At 71.1% G+C, this 12,815-nt stretch carries 11 protein-coding genes; 5 read left to right on the forward strand and 6 right to left on the reverse strand.

Annotated features, from left to right (window positions below; genetic code table 11):
* The first annotated feature begins 129 nt into the window (after window positions 1-129).
* The gene (locus ACPA54_RS24720; protein WP_423533224.1) at window positions 130-1,071 is read left to right on the forward strand and encodes a diacylglycerol/lipid kinase family protein; all 942 of its coding nucleotides are present in this window, start codon (window positions 130-132) and stop codon (window positions 1,069-1,071) included.
* 319 nt (window positions 1,072-1,390) lie between these two features.
* Complete coding sequence (locus ACPA54_RS24725; protein WP_231778498.1) at window positions 1,391-1,645, forward strand: WhiB family transcriptional regulator; 255 nt, start codon at window positions 1,391-1,393, stop codon at window positions 1,643-1,645.
* Window positions 1,646-1,809: 164 nt separating this feature from the next.
* On the opposite strand, the gene ACPA54_RS24730 is transcribed toward ACPA54_RS24725, so the two are convergent.
* Window positions 1,810-3,270 carry a sensor histidine kinase gene (locus ACPA54_RS24730; protein ID WP_423533456.1) on the reverse strand — a complete coding sequence of 487 codons (1,461 nt, stop codon included), beginning with the start codon at window positions 3,268-3,270 and terminating at the stop codon, window positions 1,810-1,812.
* Window positions 3,271-3,398: 128 nt separating this feature from the next.
* Here ACPA54_RS24730 and ACPA54_RS24735 point away from each other — a divergent pair, with 128 nt between their 5' ends.
* The 3 genes from ACPA54_RS24735 to ACPA54_RS24745 all read left to right on the forward strand — a co-directional run bounded on the left by ACPA54_RS24735 (window position 3,399) and on the right by ACPA54_RS24745 (window position 6,672).
* Entirely contained in the window at window positions 3,399-4,583 is a 1,185-nt protein-coding gene (locus tag ACPA54_RS24735) for an 8-amino-7-oxononanoate synthase (RefSeq protein WP_423533226.1), read from the forward strand.
* Between the two features lie 184 nt (window positions 4,584-4,767).
* On the forward strand, window positions 4,768-5,931 hold the full coding sequence (gene nagA, locus ACPA54_RS24740; protein WP_423533228.1) for an N-acetylglucosamine-6-phosphate deacetylase: 1,164 nt from the start codon (window positions 4,768-4,770) through the stop codon (window positions 5,929-5,931).
* Window positions 5,932-6,123: 192 nt separating this feature from the next.
* On the forward strand, window positions 6,124-6,672 hold the full coding sequence (locus tag ACPA54_RS24745; RefSeq protein WP_423533230.1) for a GNAT family N-acetyltransferase: 549 nt from the start codon (window positions 6,124-6,126) through the stop codon (window positions 6,670-6,672).
* A gap of 111 nt (window positions 6,673-6,783) precedes the next feature.
* Here ACPA54_RS24745 and ACPA54_RS24750 read toward each other — a convergent pair whose 3' ends face one another.
* The 5 genes from ACPA54_RS24750 to ACPA54_RS24770 form a co-directional block, all read right to left on the reverse strand.
* Window positions 6,784-7,845, reverse strand: coding sequence for an SIS domain-containing protein (locus tag ACPA54_RS24750; RefSeq protein ID WP_423533231.1), 1,062 nt, complete (start codon window positions 7,843-7,845; stop codon window positions 6,784-6,786).
* A 73-nt stretch (window positions 7,846-7,918) separates the two neighbouring features.
* Window positions 7,919-9,403, reverse strand: coding sequence for a glycoside hydrolase family 3 protein (locus tag ACPA54_RS24755; protein WP_423533233.1), 1,485 nt, complete (start codon window positions 9,401-9,403; stop codon window positions 7,919-7,921).
* Between the two features lie 13 nt (window positions 9,404-9,416).
* Window positions 9,417-10,250, reverse strand: a complete 834-nt coding sequence (locus tag ACPA54_RS24760; protein WP_423533458.1) for a carbohydrate ABC transporter permease — start codon at window positions 10,248-10,250, stop codon at window positions 9,417-9,419.
* Between the two features lie 14 nt (window positions 10,251-10,264).
* Window positions 10,265-11,275 (reverse strand): carbohydrate ABC transporter permease, encoded by a 1,011-nt coding sequence (locus ACPA54_RS24765; RefSeq protein ID WP_345673882.1) that lies wholly within the window; start codon window positions 11,273-11,275, stop codon window positions 10,265-10,267.
* A gap of 140 nt (window positions 11,276-11,415) precedes the next feature.
* Window positions 11,416-12,723, reverse strand: coding sequence for an extracellular solute-binding protein (locus tag ACPA54_RS24770; RefSeq protein ID WP_423533235.1), 1,308 nt, complete (start codon window positions 12,721-12,723; stop codon window positions 11,416-11,418).
* Between the last annotated feature and the right edge of the window lie 92 nt (window positions 12,724-12,815).

Consider the following 12,815-nt stretch of genomic DNA (forward strand, 5'->3'; position numbering starts at 1 on the left):
GACGCGCAGCGGGGTCCGCACCCGCGCCCGCCCGGGCCGGACGAAGGCCGGAACAGGGCCGGAAGAGAGCCGGAAGAGGGCCGGCACCGGGCCGCCGCCGGGCGGGGCGGCGAAGTTACTCTGTCGTACATGCGTGCCCTCCTCGTCGTGAACCCGAAGGCCACGACCACCAGCGAACGGATGCGGGACGTCCTGGCGCACGCACTGGCGAGCGACCTCAAGCTCGACGTCGCCACCACCGGGCACCGGGGCCACGCCGGGGAACTCGCCCGCGCGGCCGCCCGCGAGAACGTCGACGTGGTGATCGCGCTCGGCGGCGACGGCACGGTCAACGAGGTCGCAAACGGGATACTCGCCGACGGTCCCTCCCCCGACCTGCCCGCGGTCGCGGTCGTCCCCGGCGGCAGCACCAATGTGTTCGCCCGCGCTTTGGGGATGCCGAACGACCCGGTCGAGGCGACCGGCGTCCTCTTGGACGCGCTGCGCACCGGCCGCAGCCGGCGCATCGGCCTGGGCATGGCGGACGACCGCTGGTTCCTGTTCTGCGCGGGTCTCGGCTTCGACGCCGACGTCGTGGCACGGGTCGAACGGCGCCGCGCGGAAGGCCGGAAGTCCACGCACGGGTTGTATGTACGGTCCGCGATGCGCAGGTTTTACCGAAGTGGTGGCACGAGGCGGTCCGGTCCCCTCACACTGGAGGAACCGGGCCGCGAGCCGGTCCGGGGCCTGTGTCTCGGCATTGTGCAGAACACCAGCCCCTGGACATTCCTCGGCGACCGTCCGGTGCACGCGTGTCCCGACGCGTCGTTCGATACGGGTCTCGACCTCTTCGGTCTGACCAAGATGGCGACGCTCCCCACGTTGCGGCACCTGCGCCGCATGTTGGCTTCGTCGGGAGACGCACCTGGGCGTGCGCCGCAAGGACGTCACGTAGTGTCACTGCACGACTGCGCAACGTTCACTCTTGGGGCTGACGAGGCGGTGTCGCTTCAAGTCGACGGCGACCACCTGGGGCAACATCGCAGTGTGACCTTCCGGGGCGTTCCTCATGCACTGCGTGTGATTGTGTGAGTGAAAGGACCATTCGGCCTTTCAGTCGAATGTGGAAGCCCCTTCGCTCCTTGGAAGTAGGGGTGTGACCTACCCGACACCGACGAATCAAAAAATCCTTCGCAAGAGGGGTTGTGTCCGCGCCCCAGGTTTGTCAGGCTCTACGTGGCGGCAGGACAAGCCCGAAAGGCAGATTCTCTCCGCCCGACTCCACCACCAAACCCGAGGGACCGACATTGTCGGCCCTTACGTTGTTGGGGGATTCGTGAAAGCGTTCACATTCACAAGCCGAAACTTGGCGAGGCCACAAGCTTCGCCCGTTGACGAGGAGTTGGACCGCATGGACTGGCGCCACCGTGCCGCCTGCCGTGACGAAGACCCGGAGCTGTTCTTCCCGATCGGTAACACCGGTCCGGCGCTGCTGCAGATCGAGGAGGCGAAGGCCGTGTGCCGTCGCTGCCCCGAGATGGAAGCGTGCCTCCAGTGGGCCCTCGAGTCCGGTCAGGACGCGGGCGTCTGGGGTGGGATGAGCGAAGACGAGCGCCGCGCGCTCAAGCGCCGTGCCGCGCGCAACCGCGCACGCGCCTCTGCCTGATCCCCTGCATTCCGGATCTCCACGGCACCAACACTGAATTTCGGCAACGCCCCGGCGCCGGTCCCCAGGACCGCGGCCCGGGGCGTTGCCGTTTCCGGGACCGGCTTCGGCCGGTCCCGGTGCGTTTCCGGCGCCCGGCCGTTCTCCGCGGCCCGGCCCCCCGGTCAGCCGCGGGCGCGCTGCCGGACCGGGAAGTCCAGGGTGACGACCGTGCCGCCGGTCTCCCGGGACGTCATGTCGAAGCGACCGCCGAGTTCGCTGCCCACCAGGGTGCGGACGATCTGCAGGCCGAGGTTGCCGGACACCTGCGGGTCGAAGTCGGCCGGCAGGCCCGAGCCGTCGTCGGCCACGGTGATGATCAGCCGCTCGTTCTCCCGCTTGGCGGTGATCTCCAGGCTGCCCGAGTGCGTGTCGAAGGCGTGCTCCAGGGCGTTCTGCAGCAGTTCGGTGAGCACCATCGCGAGCGGGGTCGCGGTCTCCGCGATGAGTTCGCCGAAGCTGCCGTGCCGCGCGGTCCGCACCCGGACCGCCGACGCGGCGACCTCGGTCACCATGCTGAGCACGCGGTCCGCGATCTCGTCGAAGTCGACCCGCTCGTCCAGGGTCTGCGACAGGGTCTCGTGCACGATCGCGATCGAGCCCACGCGCCGGACCGCTTCCTCCAGAGCGGCCCTGGCCTGCGGCGCATCCATGCGGCGGGCTTGCAGGCGGAGCAGGGCGGCGACCGTCTGCAGGTTGTTCTTCACCCGGTGGTGGATCTCCCGGATGGTCGCGTCCTTGGTGATGAGTTCGCGTTCCCGGCGGCGGAGTTCGGTCACGTCGCGGAGCAGCACGATCGCACCGATGCGGGCGCCGCGCGGCTTGAGCGGGATCGCGCGGAGCTGCACGACGCCGGCGCTCGTCTCGACCTCGGTCTCGCGGGGCGCCCAGCCGCTGGCGACCGCGGAGATCGCCTCGTCGACGGCGCCTTCCGCCGGGGCGAGTTCCGCGGTGGTGCGGCCGAGGTGGCAGCCCACCAGGTCGCTGGTCAGGCCGATGCGGTGGTATGCGGACAGCGCGTTGGGGCTCGCGTAGAGCACGAAGCCTTCGGCGTCGAGGCGGATGAGGCCGTCGCCGACGCGCGGGGAGGCGTCCATGTCGACCTGCTCGCCCTTGTAGGGGAAGAACCCCGAGGCGATCATTTGCGCCAGATCGGCGGCGCTCTGCAGGTAGGTGAGTTCGAGCCGGCTCGGGGTGCGCGCGGTGAGGAGGTTGGTGTTGCGGGCGATCACACCGATGACGCGGCCGTCGCGGCGGACGGGGATCGCCTCGACCCGCACCGGGACGTCGTCGCGCCACTCGGGGTCGCCTTCGCGGACGATGCGGCCTTCGTCGCAGGCGACGTCCAGCATCGGGCGCTCACCGCGGGACACGAAGTCGCCGACCAGGTCGTCCTGGTGCGAGGTCGCCCCGGTATTGGGACGCATCTGGGCAACCGCGACATAGCGTCCGTCGCTGGTCGGCACCCACAGCACCAGGTCGGCGAACGACAGGTCGGCCAGCAGCTGCCATTCGGAGACCAGCAGGTGCAGCCATTCGAGGTCGTCCGGCGGGAGGTCGCCGTAGTTGCGGACGAGGTTGTTCAGGGAGCGCACGTGCCGAGCGTAACTCCGGCGTTCCGTCCGACCTCTGTCAGGATGCCCGTAACGCCCGGCGGCGGCCGGGCGGCACCGGGACCGCCGCGTGCGGCCCGGATCACCGTTCGGAGGTCGACGTGTCCGAGAACCATCCCCCGGCCGGCGCGGACGCGCCCGCACCGTCCGGCGGCCACCCCCTGGACTGGCTGGACGCCAACGAGAAGGAGCGCGTCGCGGCGGGCCTGCGGCGCCGCGTGCGGCCGCGTCCGGCGGACGAGCCGGGAGTCCTCGACCTGGCCGGAAACGACTACCTGGGGCTGGCCCGGCATCCGCGCGTCCTGGCCGCCTCCGCCGCCGCGGTGGCCGCGTGGGGCGCGGGCTCGACCGGGTCGCGGCTGGTGACCGGGTCGACGGAGCTGCACGCCGAGCTGGAGACCGAGCTGGCCGCGCACTCGGGCGCCGAGGCATCCCTGGTGTTCTCCTCCGGCTACCTCGCGAACATCGCCGCGATCACGTCCCTGGTCGGCCGCGGCGACCTGGTCGTGTCGGACGCGGTCAACCACGCGTCGATCGTCGACGCGTGCCGCCTGTCGCGCGCCCGCGTGGCCATCACGCCGCACTGCGACGTCGAGGCGGTCGCCGCGGTGCTCGCGGACCGGGCCGAGGAACGGGCCCTGGTGGTCGTGGACGCGGTTTTCTCGGTGGACGGGGACCTCGCCCCCCTGGCCGAGCTGGCGGCCGTCGTACGGCGCCACAACGCCGTCCTGCTCGTCGACGAGGCGCACGGCCTCGGCGTGGTCGGCGCGGGCGGCCGCGGTGCGGTGCACGAGGCCGGCCTGGCGTACGCCGACGACGTGCTGCGCACGGTCACCCTGTCGAAGTCGATGGGCTCGCAGGGCGGCGCGGTCGTCGGCCCGCAACGTGTCGTCGACCACTTGGTCGACACCGCGCGGCCGTTCATTTTCGACACGGCCTTGGCCCCGGTGTCCGCGGCGGCGGCGCTGGAGAGCCTGCGGATGCTGCGCGAGCAGCCGGAGCTGGCGGACGGCGTGCGGCGGCGTGCGCTGGAGCTGGCCGAGGGCGCCCGCGCGCTGGGGCTGAACGCCACGACGCCGTCGGGCGCCGTGGCATCCGTGCTGGTGGGCGAGCCGGACGCGGCGTTCGCGGCGGCCGCGCGGTGCGCCGACGCGGGCGTGCGGGTGGGCTGCTTCCGCCCGCCGTCGGTGCCGGACGGCATCTCCCGGCTGCGGCTGGCGGCCCGCGCGGACCTGACCGACGCCGACGTGGCGCGGGCGCTGGACGTGCTCGCGAAGGCGGTGTGAGCGGGCGGCGCAAAAGCGGGCAAGAGGAGCGGCCGAGACGGTCTTCCGGGCAACGCGCGCGATTGGTCTAGACATCTGAGATTGGTCTGAACCACAATGGTCCGCGTTGCTCTGATCCAGGAGTCTCTACCCCGGCGGACGTCGCACCCGCCGGGGTAGAGGACCGTTGAGGGAAGGACCGCGCGTGGGCACCATCTCGGCACCTCGGGTGCTCGTCGGCGGCCGCCTTTCCGGGCCCGCCGCCGTCGTGGTCGAGGACGGCCGGATCGTCCGCGTCGACGAGACCGTTCCCCCGCCGGGCCCCGACCACCTCGCGCTCCCCCACGGCATCCTGACTCCCGGCCTCGTCGACCTGCAGGTCAACGGGGCTTTCGGCGCCGACTTCGTGGCCGCGTCCCCGGACGAGTGGCGCGCGGTCGCGGAACGCCTCGCGTCCACCGGTGTCACGGCGTTCCTGCCCACCTTCATCACCGGCGACCTCGACACCCTGGTCGACGCGCTGACCAGGGCGCACGCCACCCGGGCGGCGTTGGCGGCGCAACGCGCCGCCCGGGTGCTCGGCGTCCACCTGGAAGGGCCGTTCCTGTCCCCGGCCAAGGCCGGCACCCACCCGAAGGAGTACCTGCGCGAGCCCGAGCCCGCGCTGGTCTCCCGGCTGCTCGACCGGGACGAGGTGCGCGACGTCCTCGCGCTCGTCACGCTCGCCCCGGAACTGCCCGGCGGCCTCGACGCGGTACGCCGCTTCACCGCGGCCGGCATCAAGGTCTCCCTCGGGCACAGCAACGCGACCGCCGCCGAGATCGGCCAGGCCGCGGACGCGGGCGCCACGCTCGTGACCCACCTGTTCAACGCGATGCGCGGCCTCGGCCACCGCGAACCCGGCGTGGTCGGCGCGGCCCTCACCGACGAACGGCTCACCCCCGGCCTGATCGCCGACCTGCACCACGTCGTGCCCGCGGTGTGCTCGCTGGTGATGCGCATCGCCGGTCCGCGCACCGCGCTGGTCACCGACGCGATGGCCGCCGCCGGCATGCCGCCCGGCCGCTACCGCCTCGGCGACGTCGACGTCACGCTCACCGAGGGCGACGTACCGCGCAACCCGGACGGGACGATCGCGGGCTCGGCGCTCACCCTCGACCAGGCGGTGCGCAACCTCGCCGGCCTCGGCCACGGCCTCGCCGAAGTCGTCGGCTCGGCGTCGACGGTCCCGGCCGATGCGCTGGGCCGCGAGGACCTGGGGCGCATCGCGCCGGGCGCATGGGCCGACCTGGTGTGGTGGGACGACGACTTGACGGTGCGAAGGACCTGGGTCGGCGGGGAGTCGGCCTACGAGGCCGACCAGGCATGAGGCAGGCATGACGCAGGCCTGGCGCAGCCAGACCGACCGGACGTGGTGGCGGCCGCAGCCGCACTGAAGGCCGCCACCACTTTCGTTCCGCACGCGCGGCTGCCACCGCAGCGGAACGGAACGCACGACGGGCGCCGGACCACCCCCGCGGTCCGGCGCCCGCTTGCGTGCCGCCGCGCCTAGCATGGCCGGATGTCCACGACGCCGCCTCGGGTGGAACTCCGCCCGCTCACGAACGCCGACGAGGACGAGTTCTGCACCCTCGTACGCGCCAGCACCGATCTCCATCACCCCTGGATGCGGCTTCCCGCGACGGCGGAGGACTTCCGGCTCTGGATGGACCGCTTCGCCGACGGCACCAACCTGGGATTCCTGGTCCGCGTGCGGGAGACCGGCGAAGCCGCCGGCATGGTCAACATCAACTCGGTCATCCGGGGCCGCTACCAGGGCGCATCGCTCGGCTATGCGGCGTTCGCGCCGTCGGCGGGACGCGGCTACATGACCGAGGGCCTCGCCCTCGCCCTCCGGTACGCGTTCGAAGACCTGCGGCTCCACCGGCTCGAAGCGAACATCCAGCCGGAAAACAAGGCGTCGTCGGCTTTGGCGCAACGGCTGGGCTTCCGGTACGAGGGGCTGTCGCACGACTACCTGTTCATCGACGGCGCCTGGCGCGACCACGAACGCTGGTCCCTCACCGCGCCGGCCCTGTGGACACCCGACCCTTCCCTCCCCGAGGTCTAGGCCATCCGGCCGGAACGGCTCCGGCCCGCCCCAGGGAGGCTGGGGCGGGCCGGAGCCGTCGTACAGTCGTGGATGCGTCAGCGCGTCCGTGCGGTCAGTGCGACCGTGCGGTCAGTGCGTCTCCGTCACCTTCGCCAGCGCCCGCGGCGCGTCCGGGTCCAGGCCCCGCGCCATCGTCACCTCGTACGCCAGCAGCTGCAGCGGCAGGATCTCCAGGATCGGCTGCACTTCCTCCGCCACCCCCGACGGCAGCGCGAAGCCCGCGCTCGCGTGCGCCACCTGATCGGCCTGCCCGACCACCATCAGGTCCGCGCCGCGGCCCCGCAGCCGTTCCAGCACCGGCTGGAGGGCCTCCCCCGCGCGCCCGTCCGGCACCACGGCGACCACCGGGCTGACGTTGTCCACCATCGCCAGCGGGCCGTGCAGCAGGTCGGCGCCGGAGAACGGCTGCGCGGGAATGTAGCTGGTCTCCATGATCTTCAGCGCGGCTTCCCGCGCCGTCGGGTAGCCGTAGCCGCGCGACGTGAGGACCAGCCGCTGCGCGAACCGGTACCGCTGGGCGATCTCCGCGACCTCGGACTGCCGCGCGAGGATCCCCGCGGCGAGGTCCGGCAGGTCCGCCGCGGCCGCGCCGTCGCCGCCGCGCAGGCCCTCGACCAGCAGGTAGAGCGCCAGCAGTTCGGCGGTGTACGTCTTCGTCGCCGGCAGCGCCTTCTCCGGGCCGGCCAGGACGTCGATGTGGAACTCGGACACCGCGGCCAGCGGCGACTCCGCGTTGTTGGTGACGGCGAGCGTGACCGCCCCGGCCTTGCGCGCGGCCTCGGTGGACGCCACCAGGTCGGGCGAGCCGCCGGACTGGCTGACGGTGATCACCAGGCAGTCCGTCAGGTCGGGTTCCGCGCCGTAGGCGGTCGTCGTCGACATCGAGGTCAGCCCGGCGGGCTTGCCCAGCAGCACCTCGATCAAGTACTTCGCGTACAGGGCCGCGTTGTCGCTGGTCCCGCGCGCCGTGAGCAGCACGAAGCGCGGGTTGCGGGCGGCGATCTCCGCGGCGACCGCGCGGATGCGCGGCGCGCCCTCGGTCAGGATTCGGCGCAGTACCTGCGGCTGCTCGGCCATCTCGGCGGACATGATCCCGCCGCGCGGCGTTGCGGCATCGGTGTTGGTCGACATCGTCGACATGGTCTGTCGTGCCTTCCGTCGGTGCTGCCGAAGCAGCCGAGTTCGTCGGTCGAGCCGGTCGGACTCAACCGAGGGTTCGCCCGGTGAGGGTTTCTGCCGCGGCGATGCCGCACACGCGTGCGGCGCCGTGTGTGGAGACTCGGGTCAGTCCCTGGGCATCACCGTAAGGCAGGCCCATTTCCACGACGACGGTGTCGGGCCGGGCCGCGACGATTCCGGCGAGCAGGTCGGCTGCCGAGATGTTGCGGTGCAGGTCGCGGACGACGACCACGAGCGGCCGTCCCGCGGCGGCGGCGAGTTGGCCGTCGACGAGACCGAAGGCGCGGAGGCCGGGGCGGGCGACGGTGGTGCCGGGCAGCGCGTCGGCGAGGTACGCGCCGACGCCCCACGGGGTGCGGTCGCCGACCGCGATGTTGGCCTGCGAGGTGAGTTCGAGGACGTGCGCCGGGCCGCTCAGCGGCGTGAAGGCGCCGTCCACGCGGATCGCGCGGCGGGCCGCGGCCAGGCCGACCGCGTGGTCGCCGGCCGGTCCGCCGCGGGCCGCGACGGACGTGGTCCAAGCGGCGAGTTCGCCGACCCGGCGGGCGGCGTCGGCGAGGCGGTCCTCGGCGAGGCGGCCTTCCCGGACGGCGGCGACGATCGCGTCGCGCAGCAGCAGGACGGTGTCCTCGTCGCACAGTCCGCCGCCGACGCACACCGCGTCGGCACCGGCGGCGAGCGCGCGGACGGTGCCGTCGGCGATGCCGTAGGTGTCGGCGATGGCGCCCATTTCGATGCCGTCGGTGACGATCAGGCCGTCGAAGCCCAGTTCCTCGCGGAGCAGTCCGGTGAGGATGGCGCGGCTGAGCGTCGCGGGGTGCGTGTCGTCGTAGGCGGGCAGCACGATGTGCGCGGACATGACGGCCTTGGCGCCCGCGGCGATGGCCGCGCGGAACGGCAGCAGGTCGCGGGCGTCGAGGAGTTCTCGTGACGCGTCGACGCGCGGCAGTCCGAGGTGGGAGTCGACCGCGGTGTCGCCGTGTCCGGGGAAGTGTTTGACGCATGCGGCGACGCCGGTGGCCTGGAGTCCTTCGACGTAGGCGACGGTGTGCCGGGCGACGAGTTCCGGGTCGGCGCCGAACGAGCGGACGCCGATGACCGGGTTGTCGGCGTTGGAGTTGACGTCGGCGTCCGGGCCCCAGTTGAAGGTGATGCCGCAGCGCGCCAGGTCGCGGCCGAGGCCGGTGGCGACGTCGCGGGTCAGGCCGGGGTCGTCGACCACGCCGAGGGCGAGGTTGCCCGGCCAAGAGCTGCCGGTGCCGACTTCGAGGCGGGTGACGTCGCCGCCTTCCTCGTCGACGGCGACGAGGATGTCCTCCTTCTCCTTGCGGAGGGCGGCGGTGAGCGCGGCGACCTGGTCGGCGGAGTGGATGTTGCGGCCGAAGAGTCCGACCGAGCCGAGGCCTTCGCCGATCCGGCGGCGGACCCAGTCGGGTGCCTCGGTGCCGGCGAAGCCGGGCTGGAGGACGGTCAGGGCGAGACGTTCGAGGTGGTGCGACGCGTGCGACATCGAGATATCAGCCCTAGCCCTTGACCGCGCCGGAGGTGAGACCGCCGGAGACTTTGCCTTGCAGCACCAGGAAGATCAGCAGGACCGGCAGCATGAACAGCGACGCGGCGGCCATGGTGGCGCCCCAGTCGACGGTGAGCCCGTTGCTGAAGTCGTTCAGCCACTTGGGCAGCGTCTGCTGCTTGGGGTCGGAGAACAGCAGCGCGTTGGCGAACGCGAACTCGTTCCACGCGGTGATGAAGCCGAACAGCGACGTGGACAGCAGGCCGGGGGCGAGCAGCGGGAACACGACGCGGCGGAACGCGCCGAACCGCGTGCAGCCGTCGACGCGCGCGGCTTCCTCCAGCTCGACGGGGATGTTGCCGAGGAACCCACGGAGCGTGACGATCGCGAACGGCAGCGTCATCACGAAATAGATGGCGGTGAGGAACGGCAGCGAGTTGAGCAGGTCCTGGTCACGGCCGATGAGGAACATCGGGATCATCAGCGCTTCCCAGGGCGCCATCTGGGCGATGAACACCATGAGGATGAACTGCGCGCGGCCGGGCCACTGCATGCGGGCCACGGCAAACGCCGCGAAGCACGCGATGACCAGCGACAGTCCGACACCGCCGATGGCGACGAGGAGGCTGTTGGTCCAGTAGTCCCAGAAGTTCTTGACGTCGACGGCGCTCTTGAAGTGCTCGAAGGTCAGCGACGACGGCAGGAACTTGGGAGTGTCCGCGCCGATTTCCTTGGCGGGCCGGAATGCCGTCAGCAGCATCCAGTACACGGGGAAGATCATCACCACGAAGGTGATCAGTGCCGCGAGGTTGAGCGGGACGCGTTTCAGGGCGCCGGGCTTCAGAGGCTTCAGGGCCTTCACTTTTCGGCCTCCCGCTCTTGCTTGAACAACTGACGGAAGTAGAAGACGAGCATCGCCGCGATGAGCAGCACGGTGACCGTCGAGATGGCGCCGGCGACGCCGTAGCGCTTGAGCTGCATGCCGACCTGGTAGGCGTAGACCGGAAGCGTCGCGACGTCGTCGATCGGGCCGTTGTCGCCGGCGATCGACCAGATCTGCGCGAAGCTCTTGAAGATCCAGATGATCTCCAGCGAGGTCACCAGCAGGAAGATCGGCCGGAGCATCGGGAAGGTGATGGAGCGGAAGATCCGCACCGGGCCCGCGCCGTCCAGCCGGGCGGACTCGTAGACCTCGGTCGGGATGGTGGTGAGGCCCGCGTAGATGGTGAGCGTCGCGAACGGCACCGACTGCCAGACGAGCAGGATGAACACGACGACGAGCGTCGAGGAGCCGTGCGCGAACCACGTGTAGTCGTCGAACGAGTCGAAGCCGAGCTTGACCAGCAGGTAGTTGACGATGCCGTTGTCCGAGCGGAACAGCCACTTGAAGACCGTGGTGGCCGCGATGACCGGCATGGCCCACGCGGTGACGAGGCTGGTCAGCACGAGGATGCGCATGACCTTGCCGAGGCGCATCAGCATGAGCGCGATCAGCGTGGAGAGCACCATGATCGCGACGACGTTGACGCCGGTGAACCAGAAGCTGCGCTTGGTGACCTCCCAGAACTTGTCGTCCTGGAAGATCTCCTTGAAGTTGTCGAAGCCGACCCAGTCGCCCGACAGGCCGAGGGTGAATTCCTTCTTGCCGTAGTGCTTGAACCCGAGGATGGCGTTCTTGACCACGGGATAGAACAGCAGGAAGACGATCCCGAGAGCCGCCGGGGCGACCATCAGGTAGGGGCTGACCAGCTGGAGCGGGCCGCGTCTGCGCCGGGGGCGCTTGTGGGAGTTCGACTCGCCGGCCGGCGCGTCGTTCCGCGGGGGCTGCGTGGGCGTCGCGACCACCGCATCTGCCTTCGAGGCGGACACTGGTGCCTTCCCGTCGTTCGGTGTCGGGTGTCGGGCCTGCGTCCGGTCCCGCCGGGGAGGGTTCCCCCGGCGGGACCGGACGCGCGGTGCTGTTCGGCCGTTCGGATCGGTGCACGGGCGCCCCGGTCCGCGGCGGCGGGTCAGCTCTTGGTGTTGAGCACCTTGGTGATGGCCTCGTCGGCTTCCTTGCCGGCCGCGATCGGGTCGCCGCCGGTGAGGACCTTGGTCAGGTACGCCTTCAGCGGGTTCGCGTCCTCGACCGCGCCCCAGTTGTCGGACGCCGTGGCCGGGATGACGAAGCCGTTCTGCGCGCCGATGGCCTGCGCGGTGGCGCCGGGGACGCCTTCGAGCGCGGTGACCTGGGTGGTCTTGCTCGGCACGTAGGTGAGTTCCTTGGCGAGCTTGACCTGGTACTCGTCGCTGTTGATCAGCTTGATGAGGTCGTACGCCAGTTCCTTGTTCTTCGACTTCTCCGGGATGAAGAGGTCGGAGCCGCCGGTCAGGTTCGCGCCCGGCTTGGCCGCGTCCTTGCCCGGGATCGGGAAGTAGTCGTACTTGCCGGCGAGCGCCGGGTTCGCCTTGATGACGTTGGCCAGCTCACCGGGGACCGCGACGAACTGCGCGATCTTGCCGTTGGCCGCGGCCACCGTCTCGGGCTGGGTCTTCTCGTCGCTGTCCTTCGGGCCCTTGCCGTAGGACGCCAGCTCCTTGTAGAAGTTCGCGGCGGCGGCGCCCTGCGGCGTGCCGACGTTGGCCTTCCACTTGTCGCCGTCCTTCGTGGTGAGGTCGGCGCCCTCGTCCTTCAGCAGGCCGCTGTAGAAGTACCAGTTCTGGCCGGGCAGGTAGATGCCCTGCTGGTCGCCGGTGTTGAGCTTCTTGGTGGCCTCGAGCCATTCGGCGCGGGTCTTCGGCGGGGTGATGCCGGCCGCGGTGAAGGCTTCCTTGTTGTAGATGACGACGCGGTCGGCCGCGTAGAACGGGATGCCGTACTGCTTGCCGTCGACCTTGCCCGGGCCGGCCAGGCCGGGGATCCAGTCCTTGCCGCCCAGTTCGTCGACCTTCGAGGTCAGGTCGTACACGCCGCCGGTGCCCGCGTAGCCCGCGATCTGGGTGTTGCCCGCCTCGACGACGTCGGGGGCGTCGTTGCTGGCCAGCGCGCTGCTGATTTTCTGGCCGATGCCGTTCCACTGCTGGACCTGGATGTCCAGGGTGGCGCCCGGGTGGGCGGCCTCGAACTTGGCCTTGAGGTCCGCGTTGTACGCGTCGCTCGTGGAGCCCTTCATGACCCAGACGGTGACCTTCTTGCCCTTCCCGTCGGCGGGTGCGTTGCTCGCCGCGGCCGAGGCGGACGAGCTGTCCTTCTTGTCACCGCTGTCCGAGCTGCCGCAGGCGGCAACGCCGGTGAGCGCCGCCGCGACACCCGCCGCGACGAAGAGACGACGCTTCACACCATCCTCCTCAGGATGCTTGGTACCGCTGGCCGCGGGATTCGCGCTCCCCGCTTCGGCCCGCCGTGTGCCACGGGCCTTCGGCTTGCGCC

The sequence above is a fragment of the Uniformispora flossi genome (genome assembly GCF_049534875.1).
Lineage (GTDB): Bacteria > Actinomycetota > Actinomycetes > Streptomycetales > Streptomycetaceae > Yinghuangia > Yinghuangia aomiensis.